Raw genomic sequence first — 23,222 nt, forward strand, 5'->3', positions numbered from 1 at the left:
GGGGTTCGCTCTCGTGGGGCCGCCTGCGGGGGGGGCCCGGCCGGTGGCCCGCCCCGCTTCGCCCTGAACCACGCGCGTCCCCCCAACGGGCCGCCCCCCACCAACGGTCGTCACCCACCCACGGTCGTCACCCCCCGACCTGCCCGGTACAATGGACGCTCTGTTTTTCCTGATACCGGAGCCCCCATGACCCGCCAGATCATCAACACCGAAAAGGCCCCCGCCGCCATCGGTCCTTACTCGCAGGCCGTGCGCGCCGGCAACACCGTGTACTTCTCCGGACAGATCCCGCTGGACCCGGCCACCGGTGACATCGTCGGCGTCGGTGACGTGGAAGCCCAGGCCCGCCGTGCCTTCGACAACCTCAAGGCAGTGGCCGAAGAAGCCGGCGGCTCGCTCGACCAGATCGTCCGCCTGGGCCTGTACCTGACCGACCTGGCCGAGTTCGCCAAGGTCAACGCCGTCATGCAGGACTATTTCAAGGCGCCGTTCCCGGCGCGTTCGACCATCGAAGTCTCCGGCCTGCCGAAGGGCGCCAACTTCGAAGTCGATGCGGTGATGGTCATCGGCTGAACCCTGCGTGGCACGCAAGGCCGCCCCTGTACTGGCTCCGTCCGGTGAAGCCTCGCTGGCGATGCTGGCCGGTGTCGGTCCGGCCGTGGCCGGCAAGCTGCAGGCGCGCGGGCTGGGTACGCTGCAGGACCTGTGGCTGCACCTGCCACTGCGCTATGAAGACCGTACCCGGCTGACCCGGATCGAAGACCTGCGTTCCGGCGTGCCGGCACAGGTCGAAGGGCGGGTAATGGCGGTGGAGCGGGGCATGCGCTACCGGCCCATGCTCAAGGTCGCGATCGAAGACGAGGGGCGCGGCACGCTGGTGCTGCGCTTCTTCCATTTCCGCCAGCAGCAGGTCGGGCAGTTCGCGGTCGGCAACCGGCTGCGCTGTTTCGGTACCCCGCGCCCCGGCCAGCTGGGCCTGGAGATCGTCCATCCCAGTTACCAGGTGCTGGGCCGGCATGACGATCCGGCGCTGGGCGACCGGCTGGATCCGGTCTATCCGGCGGTGGAAGGGGTCGGCCCGGCGACGATGCGCAAGCTGATCCTGCAGGCGCTGGAGCGCTTGCCCGAAGAGTCCACGCTGGAACTGCTGCCGCCGGGATGGCTGGACGGCCTGGGCCTGCCCTCGCTGCGCAGCGCACTGCTCACCGTTCACCAGCCGCCGCAGGATGCGGATCTTTCCGCGCTCGCCAATGGCCTCCATCCCGCGCAGCGCCGTCTCGCGATGGAAGAGCTGCTGGCCCATCATCTGAGCCTGCGCCGTCAACGCATCGCGCTGCAGGCCCACCATGCACCGCCGCTGGACGGGCCGGGGGCGCTGGCCAACGCGCTACTCAAGCAGCTTCCGTTCGCGCTCACCGGCGCACAGCAGCGTGTCTTCAAACAGATCCGCGAGGATCTCGCCCGGCCCAGCCCGATGCTGCGGCTGGTGCAGGGTGACGTCGGTTCGGGCAAGACCGTGGTGGCCGCACTGGCGGCCATGCTGGCGGTGGAGCAGGGCAAGCAGGTGGCGTTGGCCGCGCCCACCGAACTGCTCGCCGAACAGCATCTCAACAACCTGCGCGGCTGGCTGGAACCGCTGGGCGTGCCGGTTGCCTGGCTGGCCGGCAAGGTCACCGGCAAGGCGCGCGCCAAGGTGCTTGCCGAAGTGGCCAACGGCGAGGCGAAGGTGGTGGTCGGCACCCATGCGTTGATGCAGGACGCGGTGGTGTTCCAGGACCTTGCGCTGGCGATTGTCGATGAGCAGCACCGCTTCGGCGTGCACCAGCGGCTGGCGCTGCGCGACAAGGGCGCAGGCGGAAACAGCGTGCCGCACCAGCTGGTGATGACCGCCACGCCGATCCCGCGCACGCTGGCGATGTCCGAATATGCCGATCTGGATGTGTCGGCCATCGATGAACTGCCGCCCGGGCGCACCCCGGTGCAGACCGTGGCGTTGAATGCCGATCGCCGACCGGAATTGATCGAGCGCATCGCGCTGGCCTGCAGCGAAGGACGCCAGGTGTACTGGGTCTGCACGCTGATCGAAGAGAGCGAGGAGCTCGATGCCACGCCGGCGCAGGCGACCTACGAGTCCCTGCAGGCGCTGCTGCCGGGCGTTCGCGTGGGCCTGGTGCACGGACGCCTGAAGGCTGCCGAGAAGCTGGCCACGATGGTGGCGTTCAAGGCCGGGCAGATTGATCTGCTGGTCGCCACCACGGTGATCGAAGTCGGCGTGGACGTGCCGAATGCCTCGCTGATGGTGATCGAAAACGCCGAACGGCTGGGGCTGGCGCAGCTGCACCAGCTGCGCGGGCGGGTAGGGCGCGGGTCGGCGGTATCGCGCTGCATGCTGCTGTACCAGGCGCCGTTGTCGACGATGGCGCGCGAACGCCTGCAGACCATGCGCGAGACCAACGATGGCTTCGTCATCGCCGAGAAAGACCTGGAACTGCGCGGCCCGGGCGAGTTGCTGGGCACCCGGCAGACCGGCCTGGCGGGTTTCCGCATCGCCGACCTGGCGCGCGACGCCCACCTGCTGCCGGACGTGCACGCACTGGCCGAACGGCTGCTGCAGGAGCAGCCCGGCCTGGCCGACCGCGTGGTCGACCGCTGGATCGGCACCGCCGTGCGTTACGCCTCGGCGTGAGCGGATGCTCGCCAGCTGGCTGAGGGGCCGGGCGGGAGGGAAAAGAAGAAAAGCGGTAGCGCCGAGCCATGCTCGGCGAGCGCGAAGCGCGGCCTGCGTCAGGCGATGCGATGGCAGGCAGCATCCGCCGACCCTGGGTCGGCGCTACCGGCCCAGGCGCGGCCGGCAGGAAAAAGAAGAAAAGCGGTAGCGCCGAGCCATGCTCGGCGAGCGCGAAGCGCGGCCTGCTTCAGGCGATGCGATGGCAGGCAGCATCCGCCGACCCTGGGTCGGCGCTACCGGCCCTCCCACCCGCTCCGCCTACGGAAAACGCGCATCGCTCGTGCGCCCGGTTGTATTTGCAGCCACCTCGGTGCGACACTCCGTTGCCGCTCAGAAGACGGCAACGATGACCCACAAGATCCCGCTGTTGATCGACACCGACCCCGGTGTGGACGACGCACTGGCCCTGCTGATGGCCTTCGCCGACACCCGCCACGAGGTCGTCGCGCTGACCATCGCCGCCGGCAACGTCGGCCTGGATTACACCGTCCGCAACGCACTCAAACTGTGTGAAGTAGTCGGCCGTGACGACGTCCCCGTGTTCGCCGGCAGCCCGGATCCGCTCCTGCATCCCTCGCTGGACGCCGCCCATGTGCACGGTCGCGACGGCTATGGCGATGTCGACCTGCCGCCCCCCACCCGCAGCGCCGAAGCCGAGCACGCCGCGCTGGCGATCCTGCGCCTGTCGCACCAGTACCGTGGCGAGCTGATGCTGGTCATGCTCGGCCCGCTGACCAACCTGGCGCTGGCCCTGAAGCTGGATCCGACCCTGCCCACGCGGATCAAGCGCATCGTGGTGATGGGCGGGGCGGTCACCTGCCACGGCAACATCACCCCGGCAGCGGAGTTCAACATCGCCTTCGACCCGGAAGCCGCCCACGTGGTCTTCGCGGCCTTCCCGCACCTGCTGGTGTCGGATTGGGAAGCCACCGTGGCACACGGACTGCCGCTGGCGCAGGCCGAACAGTGGTTGGCCGCCGACAGCGACCGCGCCCGCTTCTACGAGCTGATTTCGCGCAAGACCCGCGCGTTGTCCGAAGACAGCAAGGGCGGACGCTGGTTCACCGCCGATGCGCTGGCGATGGCCTGGGCGCTGAACCCGGAAGGACAGCTGCAGGTGGAGTCGCGGCCGGTGAACATCGAGCTGAACGGCACGTTCAGCCGCGGCGCCACCCTCGTCGACTGGAACCGCCAGACCGGCCAGCCGGACAACTGCGCATTGCTGATGGCCTATGACCAGGCGCGTTTCGAAGCCTTGGTACGCCAGGCCTTGGGCGCCTGACCCGACTGCAGTGGCGGTGCCCCGAGGTGCCCGCGTCAGGGCGGGTTGCCCCGGCGGCTGGTGGCGCTTATACTGCCGCTCTTGCGTTTCCCTTACCCAATTTACGGTGTGAGCCCATGAAGGCCGATATCCATCCTGCGTACCGCGACGTCGTCTTCGAAGACGTCACCTCCGATTTCAAGATCCTGACCCGCTCGACCATGGCGACGAAGGAAACCACCAAGTGGGAAGACGGCAACGAGTATCCGCTCGTCAAGGTCGAAATCTCCTCCTCGTCGCACCCGTTCTACACGGGCAAGCACAAGGTGATTGACACCTCCGGCCGTATCGACAAGTTCCAGAAGCGCTACGCGCGCTGATCCGTCGATCCAGGTTTGGGCCAGCGGCCGCGCATTGCGCGGCCGTTTGCTTTTCAGGGGTTCGGTGCCCAGGCGTATGGTAGTGGAACGCAGCGTCCGGTTGCCGACGCCGGCGCCGCTTGGCCAAGCCCATGTACGACACCTACGACTTCCGTCTAACCCCGGGAAAATGCTGCTGTGCGATAATGGCGCGATCCGCGGCACAGGTCGTGGACGTCATTCACGTGCCTGACCAATGCGCTTGGGCAGGCGCCTTCCCCTTGAAGGAGCGCACACAGTGTCCGATCTTGATCAGGTCACGCTCAACGCCGGCGAAAAGTCGGTCGTTCTGCCGGTCATCAAACCCACTCTCGGCAACGACTGCGTCGACATTTCGAAGCTGACCAAGGAAACGGGGTACTTCACCTACGATTCCGGCTTCACCGCCACCGCAAGCTGCAAGTCGGCCATCACGTACATCGATGGCGACAAGGGCGTTCTGTTGTATCGCGGCTATCCGATCGAGCAGCTCTCGGAAAAGTCGAGCTACGTCGAAGTCGTCTACCTGCTGATCAACGGCGAGCGTCCCGACGCAGCCCAGTTGAAGGCATTCAACGAAGAACTGGCTGCCGAAGCCAGCGTCGATGCATCGATCAACACGCTGATCGGCAGCTTCGCCAAGGATGCCCATCCGATGGCGATCCTGACCGCCGCCATCGCGCAGCTGTCGGGTATCTACCACGCCTCGCTCGACCTGGCCGACGCCGAACAGCGCCGCAAGGCCGCCGTGCGCCTGATCGCCAAGGTGCCGACCCTGTCGGCGCTGATCTACCGTCATGGCAAGGGCCTGCCGGCCAACACGCCGGACACCTCGCTGGATTACGTCAGCCGCTTCCTGAAGCAGACCTTCGAATCGGCCGACGGCCAGTACGAACTGAACCAGGACGTGGTCAAGGCACTGGACCTGCTGTTCATCCTGCATGCCGACCACGAGCAGAACGCCTCGACCTCGACCGTGCGTCTGGTCGGTTCGACCGGTGCCAACCCGTACGCGTCGGTTGCCGCTGGCGTCACCGCGTTGTGGGGTCCGGCGCATGGCGGTGCCAACGAAGCCGTGCTGAAGATGCTGGAAGAGATCGGTTCGGCCGACAACGTCGAATCCGCCGTGGTCAAGGCCAAGGACAAGACCTCCGGCTTCCGCCTGATGGGCTTCGGCCACCGCGTGTACAAGAACTTCGACCCGCGCGCCAAGGTCATCGGTGAGATGACCGGCAAGGTGCTCAAGCAGCTCGGCGTGCAGGATCCGCTGCTGGACGTGGCCGTGAAGCTGGAACAGGCCGCGCTGCAGGACGAGTATTTCGTCGCCCGCAAGCTGTACCCGAACGTGGATTTCTACAGCGGCATCATCTACAAGGCGCTGCAGATCCCGACCGAGATGTTCACCGTCATGTTCGCCCTGGGCCGTACCTCCGGCTGGGTCGCGCACTGGCTGGAACAGCAGGTGGATCCGGAAATGAAGATCGGCCGTCCGCGCCAGGTTTACACCGGTAGCGACGTGCGCGACTACCAGGGCTGATTCCGGTCATCCCCTGTCGCATGGAGCGCCCCGCCTCGCGGGGCGTTTTTTTTTGCGCCGCCGTGATCGATCACCGGCGCTACCGGATATGCGTCAAATCACGGCCATACAAGGATGGGTGCGCTGTTTCGCAACGGAACGCACATAAACGCCCTCTGCGCGACACTTTTGAAGGTTTCCTTACGTTCAAATCCATGGACGCTGCCTATTCTCCTGCCGCCACCAGATATCGCTGTTGGCACGGCGCCGTATCGATGACGTCGTCTATCGTAATCAAGGAGATGAATCATGAAGACGTATTGCCGCAACGCGGTGCTGGCGATCGCACTAGCCGCTGCCTCCACGTCCGCGCACGCTGTCCAGGCCGACATCAAGATCTGGGCGGATGTCGATCCCACGGTGGCCCTGATGCGTGCAGATGGGAGTGCGTTGCCGGACGCCGTAAAATTGGCCTATCAACCCGGCAATGGGCTGACGCCGTGGTCGGAGCAGGTGCGCATCTTTTCCAATGATGCATCGAAGGATATCAGCGTGCGCCTGGCCAATGCGGCCGAGCTGCGGCCGGTGGTCGCTGCCACCGGTGCCACACCGATCCCGATGACGGTCAACCTCAATGGCCGCGCGCTGCAGCTGTCCAACCTGGACTTCGCCGCCAGCGATCTGTTCGATGGTGCGCTGCCGGGTGCATCGATCGCCATGCCGCTGGAGATCGCGCAGACCACGCGTGCCCCGATCACCGCGGCTGGTCTGTACGAAGGGCTGGTCAGCGTCGTGCTGCTGCAGAAGACCGGCAGTCCATAACTACCTGCGCCGGCCCGGACGGGCCGGCCCTCTGGGTGCCTCATCATGCTATCTACCGCTCCTGCCGTGACCCGGCTGGCGCTTGCGCTCGCGCTGGCCTTGGCTGCCAACGCCGCAGATGCCGCCGCGCTCGCGCGCGGCATACCGGCCGGCTTCGAAGATCTCGCCGAAGGCCAGGTCGAGCAGCTCGACCTCCAGTTGTGGGGGCGTTCGGCTGGGCTGGTGCCGGTGCTCGTTACATTGGACACCGTGCAGATCCAGGAGCCTGCCCATGTCCTTGAGGCGCTGGAACTGAGTCCGCAAGCGCAGGCAGCGCTGCTGCCCGCGCTGTCTGCGCCGCTGCCGCGCAACGGTCACCTGGCGTGCCGGCACGGCGGCGCGGACGCCGGCTGCGGATACCTGGATCCGCCCGCGGACACCGCCGCAGTGCACGCCATCTACGACGAAGGCGAGGGTGCCCTGCACCTGTTCGTGGCACGACAGTGGTTGCCCGCCCAGCGCATTGCATCGCGCTTCCTCCAGACGACGGCTGCATCCGAAAACGCATTCCTGCACCAGCACGTGATCAATGCCGGCGGCGGCCCGGGCACGCGCGCGCTGGCGATGCAGGGCATGGGCACGCGCGGCCTGTTCGAAGGCGGGCACGTGGCCGCCAACTGGAACTTCAGCCAGCAGCACCAGCGCGGTCAGCGCGGACGCCAGGCGTTCGAAATGGACAATGCCTACTACCGCCACGACCTGGACCGCCGGCACTACCTGCAGGCCGGCCGCATGGACCGGCGCAATCTTTCCAGTCCGCTGGGTGGCGTGTTCGGCTTCGGCATGCTGCCGCTGGACCGGTTCGATGGCCTGCGCGTGGGCAGCAGCCAGGCTTACGTGGATGTCGATGCCGCCGTGCAGGCGAGCCCGCTGACCGTGCTGCTGGCGCGCGACGCGCGGGTGGACGCTTTCGATGGCGGACGCCTGCTGCAGACCTACTACCTGCCGGCCGGGATCAACGAGCTCGATACCCGGTCTTTCCCGTTCGGCAATTACGGCGTCACCCTGCGCATCTATGAAGAAGGCGTGCTGGTGCGCAGCGAAGACGCGCCGTTCGACAAGCGCGGCGAAGGGGCCGATGACAGCACGCAATGGTTCCTGCAGGCCGGCCGGCGTGCCGAGCGCGGAGACCGCAGTGACCGCCACCCCGCGCAGGGACCCGCGGCGATGGCCGGCATGCGCCTGCCGCTGGGACGCGACATGACGGTGACGGCGGGGGCAGTCGACATGGCCACGGGCCATTACGCGGAAGTGCGGCTGGACCTGCGGCGTCACTTCGCCACCCAGGAGCTGCGCGGCGGATTCAGTGGCATGCGCGGCAGCGATGGCAGCCGGGGCACGCAGAGCCAGCTTTCCTACCGGCGCAAGGCATCGTGGAACGTCCACCACCAGCAACTGCGCGGCGGTGTCTGCCTGCCGGGTGACTGGCGCGATGGCCCGGGATGTTCCGATGCGCTGAGTGCTTCGATGGCGCTGCCGATAGGAGGCGGCAGCGTTTTTCTCAGTCATACCCGACGGCAGACGTGGCGCACCGACGCAGGGCTGTGGGCCGGCCTGGATGAGCTGGTCGGTATTCCTGGCCTGCCACCGGTCGGCCCGGGCAGCGCGGGCGGCGAGGCACGACGCAGCCGTACCTGGCAGGGCAGCTACAGCCGGGTCGACCGCTGGCATGAGTTCAGCGCCGCCCAGCGCATCGGCCTGTGGCATCAACGCGACGATTCGGCCAGTGGCGTGCGCGGCGTGCGCGGTGATCGCGGCATCTTCATCAACCTCAGCCTGACACGGCTGCAGCGCAGCGACCGGGCCACTTCGCAGCGGCGCTACGGCGTTGACCTCCGCCAGCCCGCCCACCAGCCGCCGCAGTTGAACTACAGCGCCGGCCAGACGCTGCGCCAGGAACACGACGACCAGTTCCGCGAGATATCGGCTGATGTCCGCGGCAACAACGCCGCACGTTACAGCGCCGGCATCAACGCGCAGCTGCATGACCACGCCGGGCGGACCAGTGCCAGCGTTAACCACTACCAGCAACCCGGACGACGCGACATGGCCTACAGCCTCAACCACAACGCGGCGTTTGCCGTTGGCCCGGGCGGCTTCTACTGGGGCGACGGCGGCGCCGACGCCGGCCTGGCGGTGAAGGTCGATTCCAGCGAAGACGTGGATCTGTCCGGCGTCGCCGCCGAACTGCAGGTGTCCGGCCTGCGCCGGCAACGCCTGCGGCTGGGCGAACGCCGCCTGCTGCCGGTGCCGGCCTACCAGTTGCATCGGGCAGAACTGCAGGATGCCAGCAGCATGGACAGCATTGCGGCGGTGCGCGTGGGCGCAACCAGTGCCACGCGTTCGCTGTTCCTGTCGCCCGGCAGGCTGCTGACCCTGGCGGTGCCCGTCGAGGTCACCTACACCTTCATCGGCCACGCACAGGACCTCGCCGGCGTGCCGGTGTCCGCGGCCCGCGTCCTCAATGCGCCGGTGCCTGCCACCGAAGCCAATGGGGGCTTCGTCGCCGACTTTCCGCGCCGCGAACAGATGCTTTACCTGCTGCAGGGCAACCAGTTGCTGTACTGCCCGCTGCAGGTGCGCGAACGGCGCATGGCGGTGTTGATGGTCGGTGCGGTGCAGTGCCAGCCGTTGCCAGTGACGCAGCTGCCCGCCGCTGTCCGCGAGCAGGCGCGGGTCACCCGGCTGCTGCAGGAACGCGCCCTGATCCCTTCCGGACAGACCGCCCAGCGCGGGGAACGGCCATGAGCGGGCGCTGGCTTGCCCTGCTGCAGGCCCTGCTGCTTGCACCGGCGTGCTGGGCGCAGACGCTTCCGCCGATCGATCCGACAGGACGCATCCAGGATCACCGGCTGAGCTACGACCGTTCAGTGGTACCGGCTTCCATCGAGCTGCTGGCGCCGCGCACCCTGCTGGGCTACAGCACCGATCCGGACAAGGACTACGGACGCATCCACCTCACCTGCCGTTCGGCATCGGATACCGCGAACGGTCGTTGCCCGACCGCGGACAATGGCGCCAACGGCGCTGGCAGCACCGACATCGTGCTCCGTTTCACCGAGCGCAGGAGCGGGTTGCGTACCGACCTCGTCGCCACCGGTTCATTGCAGCGGGCCTTCGTTGACCGGAGTTGCGCGCTCGATCTGTGGGACAGCGTGAGCCGTCCGCTCAGCACCAGTTACGGAGTGGCATGTGTCGGCAGTCCGCCCGGAGGCACCGGAGCCTCGTTGTCGATAGCCGCCTCCGAACTGTCGCGGCTGGTCGCGGGTCGCTGGGACGCCACGCTGCTGCTGGACCTGCGCACGGACCCCCGCGGGGCGCCGCAGGCGACCTTTGAATTCCAGTTCGAGCTGACCATCAGCGACCGCGATGCGGTGGCGATCTACTTTCCCGCCTTCGACCTGGTGACGCCCCACGTGGGCCTCAACCTGCAGTACGACCCGATCGCTCAGACCGTTGGCGGACGGGCCTCGCTGGACATGTGCCTGTACGACGGTTTGGGTTCGCAGAGCGACTTTCTCGGCGTGACGGTGCGCGACACGCGGGCCGGGCCGGCGCCGGGCAGAGGTTATGCGGTCTGGCACCAGGACGGGGGAACCGATCCAGGCCGACGCGTGGATTACACGGTGACGCTGGACCACGGCAGCGCGCGGCTGCCCATGGCCAACGGCACCGAACAGCTGCTTACCGGCATCGACAGCGCCCGCCTGCGGCTGGTCATGCTGCCTGGCATGACCCAGCCGGTGTATTGCGTGCCCGCCCCGCTCACCTTGGAAACCCCCCGCGTGCCGATCTCCAGCAAGCGCCCCGGCTACTACGAAGGCGATCTGCAGGTCGAGTTGCGCGTGCCGACTTCCCGCCCTTGAATCGAATGGAAACCTACGTGAAATCCAGAGCGTCCCACCTGCTGCTGGCCATGCTGCTGCTGACACCCTCAGCCCAGGCCAACCTGACGATCCATCCAATGCGCACGTCAGTGGGGGCCGAGAAGGCCGCCGTCATCCGCGTCTATTCGCAATCCACGCAGCCGCAGTACGTGCAGGCGTCGTTGCGCCGCATCGTGGATCCGGCCGGTGGCGGCGAACACGAAGTCGAGGTTCCAGCGAGCCAGGCCGACATTGCGCTGACGCCATCGAAGTTCGCGCTCGCTGGCGGTGGCAACCGGCTGGTCCGGGTCATTCCGCTGCACGGTGTTGAACATGAGACGGCGTATCGAATTTATTTCGAAGGCGTGCGTGCACCGCAGGACGGAGCAGTGGAGACACCGGCGGACCGGGCCCAGGCCAGCATCGGTGTCAGCCTGGTATGGGGGGCGCTGGTCAACGTACTGCCCGCCAACGGCAGCGTACGGCTGGAGCTGCGCGGCCACACCCTGCGCAATACCGGGACGCTGCGCGTGGGCATCACCAGCGTGGCCGACTGCGACGCAGCGGGGACATGTGTTGCGCATGACGTGTCGCGCAGCCTGTACCCGGGAGCGTCGCTGCAGCTGCCGGTCACCGTCGATCCCGGCCACACCCTTCAGCTGCGTTACCGCCTTACCCGTGACGGCTACCGCGAGCATCTGGAGCGGCTGAAACCCCTGTCGCCCGAGTGACCTCGGCCGTCCCAGTGCCACTTTTTCCCAACCGGAGTCATCCCATGAAGTTCCCGTTCCCGCTTCGCGTCCTGCGTCAGCAGCCCAGACAACCGCTGCTGGCGGGCATTGCCGTCGCCCTGTGTGGCATCGGCCCGTCCGCATCGGCGGCGGTTTTCACAGGCTGCGGGGCCGACCAGAGCAACTGTGTTCCGATCCTCGGGCACGTGAGCAACGGCGTTCCTTCGCACCCCTCTGCCACGGGCCCAAGCAGCGATTTCCTCTTCATGGGCGGAGGTGCCTTCATCGATGGGCAGTACGCGACGGGCTTTGGCAACCTTGTCGAATCCCGCGGCGACTGGAGCGCGGTGTTCGGTCACGGCGCCAGATCGATGCAGGGCTACTCGTCCGTGTTCGGTGCCCGCGCGAATGCCGATGGCCTCGGCGCGACCGCAGTGGGCCAGGACAGCTTCGCCCACGGAGACAATGCCGTGGCCCTGGGCAGTGGTGCGCGCACGGCGGAAGGCCCGGGTACCGATCGCATCGCCATCGGTGCCAACGCGCACGCGGGGGGCGCGGGCGTCACCGGTGCCATTGCCCTGGGGGGAGCAGCCAGGGCTGACAACGACAGCGTGGCGATCGGCTTCGAAGCCCGGTCCACCGCTTCGAACGCGGTGGCACTGGGCCGTGGCGCCGTCGCCAGCGAGGACAACAGCGTTTCCGTCGGCAGCGCCACCACACGCCGGCGCGTGGTCAACGTGGCCGATGCCCGGCTGGGCGACAACAGCAGCGATGCGGTCACCGGCCGCCAGCTGCATGCCAGCAACCAGGTGGTGGACAGCCATGGGCAGGTGCTCGTCGCCCATGGCCAGACACTGACCGTGCATAGCGGGCTGTTGCAGGTGCACGACCGCCGCATCAGCGACAACCGTCGTGACATCGATCAGCTGCGTGGCGACCTGGATGCCTTTGATCCAGATCTTGATGGAGTGGTGAAGTTCAATGCGGATCGCAGCGCGATCGATGCCAGCGGCGCCCGTATCCGGGGCGTGGCAGCAGGCGATATCTCCGCGGCCAACGGGACCGATGCGGTCAATGGCGGACAGTTGTTCGCCACCAACCAGCGGGTGCAGCGCATCGAAGAGCAGGGCCGCTTCTTCCGTATCGGCAGCGATGCGTTCAGCACGCCGGCCCAGGCAGGTGCGGCGGGGGTTGCCCTCGGCGACGGCGCACACGCTTCACTGACACGCGAAGGAGCCACCGCCATAGGCTTCTCTGCCAAGGCATACGGAAAGAATTCGGTGGCACTGGGGCGCGGATCGCACGTGACGGAAGAGGCCGGGAACGGCTTCGCCCTGGGTGCGAGGTCAGGGGTGGCCGCGGAGGGAGGCATCGCGCTGGGCACGGGGAGCCAAGTACAAGAGGGGGCCGCCGGAGCGGTGGCGATCGGCAGCGATTCGGTTGCCAGTGACGCCGGCACCGTGTCCTTCGGTAACAATCAGCTGCAGCGCCGGCTGGTCAACATCGCGCCGGGTACCGCGCCGGGCGATGCGACCACGGTGGCGCAGCTGGGCGGCGCGCTCGCAGCGCTTGGTGGGGGGGCCGGCATCGACAGCGCGGGCAGTGTCGTCGCGCCGAGCTACACCGTGCAGGGGAGCATCCACCACAACGTGGGGGATGCGCTGTCCGCGCTGGATGGGGCGGTGGTGACCCATGGATCGCGCGTGCAGCGCATCGAGCAGCAGCTCGACTCGGTGTTCCAAGGGGCGCCGCGGCTGGCGACCGGCCGTGCGGGTCAGCTCGACCTGGCAGGCAGCCAGGGCATGGTGCTCGGCAATCTGGCCGCCGGCCGGATCGCCGCCGGCAGCCGCGATGCGGTCAACGGCGGGCAGCTGCATGAGATGCGGCAGCAACTGGATGGACGCATCGACGGATTGGAACAGCGCATCCCGACACCGGATGCACAGCCGCGCATCGCGCAGCAACAAACGCCAGAGGCTGCCGCTAGGCCTGCGCAGCCGGCACCGTCGCCATCCCCCGACGCGCCGACGGAATCACCGCAGGTCGCCTCGTCCAGCGCGGCGCCGCCGCCGCAGCAGCCGGAACCGCCCGCAAGCGTCGATACGCGGCAGCTGGACGAGCTGCTGGAACGTGCGAACCGCTACACCGAGCAGGCCTCCGCCGGCATCGAACGCAGACTGGACAGGATGGACCGACGCTTCAACCGGATGGCGGCGATGAACACCGCGCAGAGCGCGATGGCGATGAACACGGCGGGCCTGGCGACGTACAACCGGTTGGGTGCGGGCATCGGCCATGCCGAGGGCGAGGCGGCGATGGCGGTCGGTTACCAGCGCGTGCTCAACGAACGCGGCTCGTCCACCGTCAGCCTGCATGGTGCCTTCACCAACAGCGGTGAACGCGGCGTCGGCCTGGGTTTGGGCATCGGCTGGTAACCGGCATGCGGGTCAAGCCGGCGACCGGCCCTCGATCAGTCCGCGCAGCTGGGCCAGTGAGGCACGCCGCATCGGCTTGTCGTCCACCGGCGACAATGGCGCCTGGCGCAGGGCATCGTAGGGCAGCACCAGTAGTTCGAAGGTCAACCCCTCGGCACTGAACACCCACAGGGGGACATCAAGCAGGCGCTCGCGATCCCATCGCAGGCGTCGGCTGCGCGACTGTGCCGGGATGCCGTGCTCATCAAGGAAACGGTGCACCGCATCCGGGTCATCCTCGTGCAGGAGCAACTGCACGGGACTGTGGACATCTGCGGTGCCGTCCAGCACCGGCCCGACCAGCCGCGGCGTGAACGCCTGCAGGAACTCCAATGCGTGTACCGCCGCCTCGCGCCGCTGGCGAAGCGCATCGCTTTGGGCACTGCCGGCGAACAGGCGTTGGTGCTCCCGTAGCGCCTGTTCGATTTCCACGTTGCGCGGCAGCGAGGCGTCATCACGGATGCCCAGCCGGCTGGCTGCCTTGAGCTTGGCCTGGTGGAAATCCTGGATACCGCCCTCGGCCATCAGCCGGGCGGCTTCATGGGCAAGCCGGTGGCGGCGCTCGCGCGTCTGCGTGGCGGTGTGTTCGCGCGCACGTTGCATGGATCGCTCTCCCTGCATGGAACCGCGATCAGCCTACACCGCCGTGGTGAAGGCCAGGTAGCGCGGCGGTGCCGCCACGCTGCCTGGTCAACGCCCAACGCCGGTCAGAAGATATCAAACGCGGCTGCATCGGCCTGCGGCGCCTGCAGGTTCAGGTCATAGTCCTGCAGGCGGTCCATGTCCTCCACCTTCACCCATTCGGTGGCACCGTTGAGGCTGGCCTGCACCATGCCCGACGGCGGATCGTTCTGCGCGATCGGCGTGTCCTTCAGCGCGGTACGCATGTAGTCGATCCAGATCGGCAGCGCGGCCTTGCCGCCATATTCGCGGTAGCCCAGCGAGCGGAAGTCGTCGCGGCCGACCCAGACCGTGGTGGCGTAGGGACCACCAAAGCCGGAGAACCACGCATCACGGTGGTCGTTGGTCGAACCGGTCTTGCCGCCCACGTCCTCGCGGCCAAGCACTTTCGCCGCCGTGCCGGTACCGCGCTGGACCACGTCGCGCATCATCGACACCAGCTGGTAGGCGGTGCGCGCATCGATCGCACGCGGCGCCGTGCGCGCATCGGGGTTGACCGGTGCCGGGGCTTCAGCCACTGGCTGCGGCGTCGCGGCGGTGCCGGCCGGGGCCGGAGCGGCGGCAGCGCCGAAGTTGAAGCCATCCACTACCGCATTGGCCGGCTGGCCATGGGCGGTGCCGGCGCAGTCACGGCAGGCCAGCGCGGGATTTTCCTTGAACACTTCCACGCCGTCGCGGTCGGAAACCCGGTCGATCAGCCAGGTGTCCACGCGCGAGCCGCCATTGGCGAACACGGCATAGCCACGTGCCACCGAAAGCGGGGTCAGCGAGGCGGTGCCCAGTGACATCGACAGGTTGGGCGGCAGCTCGGCCTCGGCGAAACCGAACTCGCTGATGTACTTGCGCGCATAGTCCACGCCCATGCCGTCCAGCAGCCGCACCGACACCAGGTTGCGCGACTGCACCAGCGCTTCGCGCAGGCGCATCGGGCCACGGAAGCCGCCGCCATCGTTCTGCGGCGACCAGGTCTTGCCACGGCGGTCGCGGAACACCACCGGGGCATCGAGCACGATCGAAGCCGGGTTGTAGCCCTTGTCGAAGGCCGCTGCATAGATGAACGGCTTGAAGCTCGAACCCGGCTGGCGACGCGCCTGGGTGGCGCGGTTGAATTTGTTGCCGGAGTAGCTGAAGCCACCCACCAGCGCTTTCAGGGCACCACTGTTGGCATCCACGGAGACCAGCGCGGACTGACCGCGCGGGATCTGGTCGAGCAGCCACTGGCCTTCCTTCTCGCCCACACGCACGCGCACGATGTCGCCGCGCTGCACCAGCTTGGCGGGGGTCTTGTTGGTCCAGCGCGCCGCAGCGGCGGGCAGGGTGACTTCGGTGCGGTTGGCCAGCACGGCGGTGGCGCTGCCATCAGCGGCGGTGGCGGCGATGATCGCCGGCAGCAGGCCGGACTGCGCACTGATCCCGGACAGGTGGCCGGCCAGCGTCGCCACGTCGTCGCCGGCGCCCAGCGCGACCTGCTTCTCCACGCCGTGCCAGCCATGCCGGTGGTCGTACAGCAGCAGGCCGTCACGCACCGCCAGGTTGGCCGCGGTCTGCAGCTCGGCATTGATGGTGGTGGTCACGTGGTAGCCCTTGTTGACCACGTCGCCGCCGAAGCGGGCGATCATCTCCTGGCGCACCAGTTCGGCCACGTAGGGCGCCTCGACCTGCACCGGTGGCTCGTGCACGGTGGCGTGCATCGGCACGGCCTTGGCCGCATCGGCCTCGGCCTGGCTGATGAAGCGCAGGTCGGCCATGCGCTGCAGGACGTAGTTGTCGCGGCGCTGCTGCGCGCGCTCCGGGTTGGAGATGGGGTTGCCCGAAGACGGGAACTTGGGGATGCCGGCCAGCGAGGCCATTTCATCCAGGTCCAGCTGGTCCAGCGACTTGCCGTAGTACAACTGCGCCGCCGCGGCCACGCCGTAGGCGCGATTACCGAAGAAACTCTTGTTCAGGTACAGCTCGAAGATCTCGTCCTTGCTCAGTTCCGACTCGATCTTGCGGGCCAGCAGGATCTCGGCCAGCTTGCGCGTATAGCTGTATTCCGAACTCAGGAAGAACTGCCGCGCCACCTGCTGGGTGATGGTCGAACCGCCGGGCACGCGGCGGTCGCTGGTGGTGGCCAGCAGCCACACCGCACGCGCGATGCCCTTGTAATCGACCCCGCCGTGTTCATAGAAGCGGGCGTCTTCGGTGGCCAGGAATGCCTGCTTCAGACGCTCGGGGACGTCCTTCATGGTGATCGGCGTGCGCCGGGTCTCGCCGAACACCGCCATCAGCTTGCCGTCGGCGGCGTAGACATACATGGGCTCCTGCATTTCCACGTCGCGCAGGGTCTGCACGTCGGGAAGCTTGGAGGAAATGGCGTAGTAGAGGCCGCCCGCAGCGGCCGCGCCAATCAACGCCAGGACCAGGAAAACGACCAGGATCCAGCGCAGCCAGCGGCGAAGGCGTGTCATCGGTGACAGATTCCGATTGCAGAATTCATGGCCGCAGAGTATAGATTACGCAAGGGGCTGGCTGGGGTCGGCTCTGGGGAGTGCAAGGGGAAGCCGCGTCATCGTGTGTCGTTCTGTGAAGAAGCCTTCACGGCGGGACGGTTGCCATTTGCAAAAAAAACGTTATTAATGCGCGGGCGCAGCTATTGCGTCCAAGTGCCCATCGGCAGGGGAGAAACCGTGGGGCTCATCCCAAAAGGCCAGTCGTCGCTCATTGGCGTCGACATCAGTTCGACTGCGGTAAAGCTTTTGCAGCTTTCACGCAGTGGTAACCGTTTCCGCGTGGAACATTACGCCGTGGAACCGCTGCCGCCGAACGCCGTCGTAGAAAAGAACATCGTTGAAGTGGAGGCGGTAGGGGAAGCTATCCGTCGCGCTGTCAACCGCTCGGGAAGCAAGGTCAAATTCGCCGCCGCAGCGGTGGCCGGGTCGGCGGTGATCACCAAGGTGATCCCGATGCCGGCCGATCTGGACGAGAACGAGATGGAGGCCCAGGTCGAACTGGAAGCCGTCAACTACATCCCGTACCCGATCGAAGAAGTGAACCTGGACTTCGAGGTGCTCGGGACCATCCCGAACAACCCGGAAATGGTCCAGGTGCTGCTGGCTGCCTCGCGTTCTGAAAACGTCGAACTGCGCCAGTCGGCGCTGGAACTGGGCGGACTGACGGCCAAGGTGATGGACGTGGAGGCCTTCGCGGTCGAGAACGCCTTTGCCCTGGTCGCCAGCGAACTGCCGGTGTCCAGCGACGGCGTGGTCGCACTGGTCGACATCGGCGCCACCATGACCACGCTGAACGTGTTGCGCGGGGGGCGCAGCCTGTACAGCCGTGAGCAGGTGTTCGGCGGCAAGCAGCTGACCGACGAGATCATGCGCCGTTTCGGCCTGAGCTACGAAGAAGCCGGCCTGGCCAAGCGCCAGGGCGGGCTTCCGGAAAGCTATGAAATGGAGGTGCTGGAGCCGTTCAAGGAAGCCACGGTCCAGCAGATCAGCCGCCTGCTGCAGTTCTTCTATGCAGGCAGTGAATTCAACCGTGTCGACTACATCGTGCTGGCAGGCGGCTGCGCCGCGCTGACCGGCCTGCCGGAGCTGGTGGAAGAGCAGCTTGGCGTGCCGACCGTGGTGGCCAACCCGCTGGCGCAGATGACGCTGGGCCCGAAGGTGCAGGCGCACGCGCTGGCACAGGATGCCCCGGCGCTGATGATCGCCACCGGCCTGGCGATGAGGAGTTTCGACTGATGGCACGGATCAACCTGCTGCCGTGGCGTGCCGAACGTCGCAAGCAACGCCAGCGCGAGTTCTACGCAATGTTGGGCCTGGCCGCCGTCGGTGGCCTGCTGTTGTCATTGATGGTGTGGTTCTACTACGACCGTCAGGTCAGCGGCCAGGGCGAGCGCAACACCTTCCTGCAGGCCGAGATCGACAAGGTCAAGCTGCAGAACAAGGAAATCGACCGCCTCGACGCGCAGAAGGACCGGCTGCTGGCGCGCAAGGCCGTCATCGAGGAACTGCAGTCCAAGCGTTCGCAGATGGTGCACCTGTTCGACGCCCTCGTCCGCACCATTCCCGATGGCGTGGTACTGACCGCACTGAAGCAGGAAGGCGACGTGCTGACCCTGGAAGGGCGCACCCAGTCCAATGCCCGCGTGTCGGCCTACATGCGCAACCTGGAGACCTCCGGCTGGATGACCAACCCGGAACTGTCGATCATCGAAGCGCGTGATCCGGAAAAGGAAAAGGAAGCCAAGACGCTGCCGCTGGCAGACGTCAGCGCGTTGCCGTATGTGTTCGTGGTGAAGGTCAAGCTGCCGGCGCAGAGCGAGGAATCCACGCTCAATCCGGATGGCTCGGTGGCTGACCCGAATGCGCCGGTTGCCGCTGATCCGGCCGCGCTGGCCCCGCTGGCCCCGGCCGACGGTGCCGCGCCTGCTGCCGCTCCGGCGCCTGCAGGCAACGCCGCGCCGGCTGCGCCCGCACCGCCCGCTGGCAGCCGTCTCACCCCGGCCGCCCCGCAGCAGACGCCGCCGCCGACACCGGCCAGCGGTCAGGAGGGCTCGCCGTGAGCCAGAAGAAATTCAATATCAACGAGTTGGACTTCAACGACATCGGCAACTGGCCGCAGCAGGCCAAGGTGGTGTTCTGCGTGCTGATCGCGCTGGTCATCATGGCGGTGTCGTGGTTCCTGCTGACCAGCGGCAAGCGCGAAGAGCTCGCCACCCTGGAACGCCGCGAGACCGAGCTGCGCACCGAGTTCGAGAAAGAACAGGGGCGCGCGGTCAACCTGGAACCGCTCAAGCAGCAGCTCGCGCAGATGGAGCAGGTGCTGCAGCAGATGCTGCGCCAGCTGCCCAGCAAGACCGAAATGCCGGACCTGATCATCGACGTTTCGCAGACCGCGTTGTCCAGCGGGCTGGTCAACGAACTGTTCGAACCCGAAGCCGAGCAGGTGCGCGAGTTCTACGCTGAGAAGCCGATCAAGCTGCGCATGGTGGGCAGTTACCACCAGTTCGGCGCGTTCGTCAGCGGCGTCGCCTCGCTGCCGCGCGTGGTCATCCTGACCATGCACGACATCAACCTGAAGCCGAAGGATCCCAAGACCGGCATCAACCCGGCCTCGATCCGCGCCGGTGCGCTGGAACTGTCCGGTACGGTCAAGACCTATCGCTACCTGGATGAGGCCGAGATGGAGCAGCAGGAGAAGGCCGCCGCCGAGAAGGCGGCCGCCGAGAAGGGAGGCAAGCCATGATCCGCTCCTCCCTGCTGCGCAGCGTTGGCCTGGTCGCGCTGGTGCTGCTCGCCGGTTGCGGCCGCGGCGTGACCAGCACGCCGGGCGATGCGCCCAACCTGCAGAAATGGGTGGAAGACGTGCGTGCACGTCCGGCCCCCGCCCTCGAACCGCTGCCGGTGATGCAGCAGTTCGAGACGTTTGAATATTCAGCGCAGGGCATGCGCGATCCGTTCACCGATGCCTGGTCCAATCCGCAGGGCGGCAGTGGCCTGCGTCCCGACCCGAACCGTCGCAAGGAGCCGCTGGAAGCCTTCCCGCTGGACAGCCTGGACATGGTCGGCACGATCGGGACCGGGGTCGGCACGGTGGCGGTGGTGATGGCACCCGACAAGGTGAGTTACCGCGTGCGGCCGGGCGTGTACATGGGGCAGAGCGATGGCCGGGTGACCGGGGTCTTCGAGGACCGCATCGAACTGATAGAGCTGGTGCCGGATGGCGCGGGCGGGTGGCTGGAACGGCCGGCCGCGCTTTCGCTTGAAGATCAATGATCGTTTACTGGGGATAGCACGATGACCTTTCACAATGCCAAGGGGCTGCGTCCGATCCGGCGCCCAACCTTGAACCGGATCGGCGCGCTGGGAGTCGCGTTGATGCTGGCGTGCGGCCACGCGACCGCGGCGGCGCCCGCCGCTGCGCCCGCTGCCGCCGCCGCTGCCACGCCGGTCAGCGCACCGGCGTCACTGTCGGTGTCCAAGATCGACTTCAAGCGGGGTGACGACGGCGCCGGCCGCCTGGTGCTGCAGTTCGACGGCCAGGGTGCGAACCCTGACCTGCGCAACCAGGGCGACAGCGTGGTCATCGACGTCGGCAACGCACGCCTGCCCGAGCAGCTGCAGAAGCCGCTCAACGTGACCGATTTCGCCACGCCGGTGCAGCGCATCGACGCCAAGCCGTACGGTGGGGGTACCCAGCTGGTGCTGAGCACCAACACGGCCTTCGAGTCGCTGGCGTACCAGAGCGGCAACGAATACGTGGTGGAGATCACCCCGAAGGAAGGCATCGCCGCTACCGGTGCGATCACCACCAGCACCATCGCCCAGGCCGCCAGCGCGGTAGCCCAGCGCGGTTACAGCGGACGTCCGGTGACGTTCAACTTCCAGGACGTGCCGGTGCGCACCGTGCTGCAGTTGATCGCCGAAGAGTCCAACCTCAACGTGGTGGCATCGGACAGCGTTGCCGGCAACGTCACCCTGCGCCTGGTCAACGTGCCGTGGGACCAGGCGCTGGATATCGTGCTGCGTGCCAAGGGCCTGGACAAGCGCCGCGACGGCAGCGTGATCTGGGTCGGCCCGCAGGCCGAGCTGGCCAAGTTCGAGCAGGAAAAAGAAGACGCACGCATCGCGATCGAGAACCGCGAGGACCTGATCACCGATTACGTGCAGATCAACTACCACAGCGCCTCGGCGATCTTCAAAGCCCTCACCGAAGCCCGCGGCATCGGCAACGGCAGCGGTGGCCAGGGCGGTGGCGGCAGTGGCAACTCGGCGCAGGAAGAGAGTGGCTTCCTGACCTCGCGCGGCCGCATCGTGGCCGATGAACGCACCAACATGCTGATGATCAGCGACATCCCGAAGAAGGTCGCGCGGATGCGTGAGCTGATCGGGGTGATCGACCGTCCGGTCGACCAGGTGCTGATCGAAAGCCGCATCGTCATCGCCACCGATACCTTCGCCCGCGAGCTGGGTGCGAAGTTCGGCGTCAGCGGCAGCCGCGACAACGTGTTCTTCAACAACACGGTCGAGAACAACGGCACCAACATCCGCGACCGTGCGACCGTGGACACCGCCTACCAGCGTGCGGTCAACGAATGGGCGGCGGCCGGTGGCACCGGTGCGGCCCCCGTGCGTGATCCGTACACCATCACCCGCGGCCTGATGTCCAACCTGCCGGTGGCGGCGACCAGCAACCCGGCTTCGCTGGCGCTGTCGATCCTCAACGCGGGCTACCTGCTGGATGTCGAACTGTCGGCGATGCAGACCGAGTCCCGCGGCGAAGTGATCTCCAACCCGCGCGTGGTGACCACCAACCAGCGCGAAGCCCTGATCAAGCAGGGTAAGGAAATCGGCTACGTGACCATCTCCGCCGGCGGCGCCGGTGGTGGCAACCAGGCCAACGTCCAGTTCAAGGAAGTGGTGCTGGAGCTGAAGGTCACCCCGACGATCACCAACGACAACCGCGTGTTCCTGAACATGGCGGTCAAGAAGGATGAAGTCGACCAGTGGATCGAGCTGGAAGGCTACGGCACGGTGCCGTCGATCAACCGTCGCGAAGTCAACACCGCCGTGCTGGTGGAAGACGGGCAGACGGTGGTGATCGGTGGCGTGTACGAGTTCACCGACCGCAACAGCATCAGCAAGGTGCCGTTCCTGGGTGACGTGCCGTTCCTGGGCAACCTGTTCAAGAAGCGCAGCCGCAACAAGGACAAGGCCGAACTGCTGGTGTTCGTGACCCCGAAGGTCCTGCGCGTCGCCAAGGGCAAGTGATGGTGTGAGTTGCCGGGCCTGCGGCCCGGGGTCCGTTGCAAGCCACAGCAACGTCAACGTCAACAGCAGCAGCTGTGGGGTGGTGGGGCGGGGCGGCTGTGCAGGACACGCCGCAAGTACGTCCCTGTAGGCTCGCTGTTCGCATCCATGCGAACAGACGGTCCTGCATACCCCACCCGCCCGGCCCTCCGACAGATCCCGGCGGCCGCTTGCCGGGGTAGAGCGCTTTGGTGGATGACGACCGTTGGTCGTCACGCTTCTGCGCGATGCTGACGCGCATTGAGCGCCTCAATTAAAACTCGGCCCATGTACGGTGCGTCGTCGACTGTCCACGCTGGACGTGCTGGGGCGATATCGCCCCAGTCGGGATTGCCGTCCTGGAAAACGCTCTCAAACAGCTCTGTCGTGCCCTCCGGCGTGGCGGACAATTCCGCAGCCCCGCCGTGCACCGATGCGGTCGTCATGGATGCGCTCAACGCACGATTGCGTGCCAGGCCGGTGGATGCCGATTGCCTGGTGGCGGTGCTGTTGCTGTTGGTGGAGCAGTGCGGGATCAGTGGCGTCGCGCGTAGTTGCGGGATGACCAACGCCACCTTCCGCCGGCAGTTCCGCAATGCGCCCGACCTGCCGCTGTCGACGCTGGTACGCGTGCTGCAGGCGTTCGCAATGCAGCTGCGCGTCGAAGCCCGGTCGCGCCGAGCCATGCTCGGCGAGCGCAGCGGAAAGCAGAAGCGTGACGACAATCGGTCGTCACCCACCAGATCGATGATGGCCAGGCGATGACGGCTAGCGGCCGTCACTACCGCTCCGTCACCCGCTCGTGAGCATGGACCTGTCCAAGGCGGGGCGGGACGGCAGTGCAGGACCGTCTGTTCGCATGGATGCGAACAGCGAGCCCCCATGGACGGGTTCACGGCGTGTCCTGCACTGCCGTCCCGCCCCGCCA

19 protein-coding genes are annotated in these 23,222 nt (G+C 67.0%); 16 read left to right on the forward strand and 3 right to left on the reverse strand.

All coding sequences use genetic code 11. The annotated features are described in order from the left end of the window. The first annotated feature begins 186 nt into the window (after positions 1-186). From ABE522_RS14440 to ABE522_RS14485, 10 genes are all read left to right on the forward strand, one after another. Positions 187-573 (forward strand): RidA family protein, encoded by a 387-nt coding sequence (locus ABE522_RS14440; RefSeq protein ID WP_042614411.1) that lies wholly within the window; start codon positions 187-189, stop codon positions 571-573. A 7-nt stretch (positions 574-580) separates the two neighbouring features. Then, a complete protein-coding gene (gene recG / locus ABE522_RS14445) occupies positions 581-2,686 on the forward strand; it encodes an ATP-dependent DNA helicase RecG (RefSeq protein ID WP_346592286.1) in 2,106 nt (701 codons plus the stop codon). A gap of 388 nt (positions 2,687-3,074) precedes the next feature. Continuing rightward, entirely contained in the window at positions 3,075-4,010 is a 936-nt protein-coding gene (locus ABE522_RS14450; RefSeq protein WP_346592287.1) for a nucleoside hydrolase, read from the forward strand. Positions 4,011-4,126: 116 nt separating this feature from the next. Then, the gene (locus ABE522_RS14455; RefSeq protein ID WP_346592288.1) at positions 4,127-4,369 is read left to right on the forward strand and encodes a type B 50S ribosomal protein L31; all 243 of its coding nucleotides are present in this window, start codon (positions 4,127-4,129) and stop codon (positions 4,367-4,369) included. 235 nt (positions 4,370-4,604) lie between these two features. After that, complete coding sequence (locus ABE522_RS14460) at positions 4,605-5,924, forward strand: citrate synthase (protein ID WP_406846366.1); 1,320 nt, start codon at positions 4,605-4,607, stop codon at positions 5,922-5,924. A 288-nt stretch (positions 5,925-6,212) separates the two neighbouring features. Beyond that, positions 6,213-6,725: a CS1 type fimbrial major subunit gene (locus ABE522_RS14465; protein ID WP_346592290.1), complete on the forward strand. Its 513-nt coding sequence runs from the start codon at positions 6,213-6,215 to the stop codon at positions 6,723-6,725. Positions 6,726-6,770: 45 nt separating this feature from the next. Beyond that, a complete protein-coding gene (locus ABE522_RS14470; RefSeq protein ID WP_346592291.1) occupies positions 6,771-9,512 on the forward strand; it encodes a TcfC E-set like domain-containing protein in 2,742 nt (913 codons plus the stop codon). Then, the gene (locus ABE522_RS14475; RefSeq protein ID WP_346592292.1) at positions 9,509-10,630 is read left to right on the forward strand and encodes a CfaE/CblD family pilus tip adhesin; all 1,122 of its coding nucleotides are present in this window, start codon (positions 9,509-9,511) and stop codon (positions 10,628-10,630) included. Before ABE522_RS14470 ends, ABE522_RS14475 begins: the two co-directional genes overlap by 4 nt. Before the next feature lie 17 nt (positions 10,631-10,647). Beyond that, positions 10,648-11,361, forward strand: coding sequence for a pilus assembly protein (locus ABE522_RS14480; protein ID WP_406846367.1), 714 nt, complete (start codon positions 10,648-10,650; stop codon positions 11,359-11,361). A 266-nt stretch (positions 11,362-11,627) separates the two neighbouring features. Beyond that, positions 11,628-13,796 (forward strand): YadA-like family protein, encoded by a 2,169-nt coding sequence (locus ABE522_RS14485; RefSeq protein ID WP_346592293.1) that lies wholly within the window; start codon positions 11,628-11,630, stop codon positions 13,794-13,796. A gap of 12 nt (positions 13,797-13,808) precedes the next feature. Here ABE522_RS14485 and ABE522_RS14490 read toward each other — a convergent pair whose 3' ends face one another. Both ABE522_RS14490 and ABE522_RS14495 read right to left on the reverse strand, forming a co-directional pair. Next, positions 13,809-14,438 (reverse strand): hypothetical protein, encoded by a 630-nt coding sequence (locus ABE522_RS14490; protein ID WP_346592294.1) that lies wholly within the window; start codon positions 14,436-14,438, stop codon positions 13,809-13,811. A gap of 104 nt (positions 14,439-14,542) precedes the next feature. Continuing rightward, complete coding sequence (locus ABE522_RS14495; RefSeq protein ID WP_346592295.1) at positions 14,543-16,966, reverse strand: penicillin-binding protein 1A; 2,424 nt, start codon at positions 16,964-16,966, stop codon at positions 14,543-14,545. Between the two features lie 219 nt (positions 16,967-17,185). Here ABE522_RS14495 and ABE522_RS14500 point away from each other — a divergent pair, with 219 nt between their 5' ends. Genes ABE522_RS14500 through ABE522_RS14520 form a run of 5 tightly spaced genes read left to right on the forward strand, consistent with a single transcriptional unit; the run spans position 17,186 to position 22,276 of the window. Then, entirely contained in the window at positions 17,186-18,244 is a 1,059-nt protein-coding gene (locus ABE522_RS14500; protein ID WP_101100965.1) for a pilus assembly protein PilM, read from the forward strand. After that, the gene (locus tag ABE522_RS14505; RefSeq protein ID WP_346592296.1) at positions 18,244-19,068 is read left to right on the forward strand and encodes a PilN domain-containing protein; all 825 of its coding nucleotides are present in this window, start codon (positions 18,244-18,246) and stop codon (positions 19,066-19,068) included. Before ABE522_RS14500 ends, ABE522_RS14505 begins: the two co-directional genes overlap by 1 nt. After that, the gene (locus tag ABE522_RS14510; protein ID WP_312682273.1) at positions 19,065-19,751 is read left to right on the forward strand and encodes a type IV pilus inner membrane component PilO; all 687 of its coding nucleotides are present in this window, start codon (positions 19,065-19,067) and stop codon (positions 19,749-19,751) included. The genes ABE522_RS14505 and ABE522_RS14510 overlap by 4 nt, the downstream gene beginning before the upstream one ends. After that, a complete protein-coding gene (locus tag ABE522_RS14515; RefSeq protein WP_406846368.1) occupies positions 19,748-20,281 on the forward strand; it encodes a pilus assembly protein PilP in 534 nt (177 codons plus the stop codon). The genes ABE522_RS14510 and ABE522_RS14515 overlap by 4 nt, the downstream gene beginning before the upstream one ends. Positions 20,282-20,302: 21 nt before the next feature. Further along, positions 20,303-22,276 (forward strand): type IV pilus secretin PilQ, encoded by a 1,974-nt coding sequence (locus ABE522_RS14520; protein WP_346592297.1) that lies wholly within the window; start codon positions 20,303-20,305, stop codon positions 22,274-22,276. A gap of 251 nt (positions 22,277-22,527) precedes the next feature. Here ABE522_RS14520 and ABE522_RS14525 read toward each other — a convergent pair whose 3' ends face one another. Continuing rightward, entirely contained in the window at positions 22,528-22,740 is a 213-nt protein-coding gene (locus ABE522_RS14525) for a hypothetical protein (protein ID WP_346592298.1), read from the reverse strand. On the opposite strand from ABE522_RS14525, the gene ABE522_RS14530 reads away from it, so the two are divergent. Beyond that, complete coding sequence (locus ABE522_RS14530) at positions 22,739-23,059, forward strand: hypothetical protein (RefSeq protein ID WP_346592299.1); 321 nt, start codon at positions 22,739-22,741, stop codon at positions 23,057-23,059. The two genes, ABE522_RS14525 and ABE522_RS14530, sit on opposite strands and share 2 nt — an antisense overlap. The last annotated feature ends 163 nt before the right edge of the window (positions 23,060-23,222 follow it).

It is taken from the genome of Stenotrophomonas lacuserhaii (assembly GCF_039674585.1).
GTDB classification, from domain to species: Bacteria; Pseudomonadota; Gammaproteobacteria; order Xanthomonadales; family Xanthomonadaceae; genus Stenotrophomonas; species Stenotrophomonas pennii_A.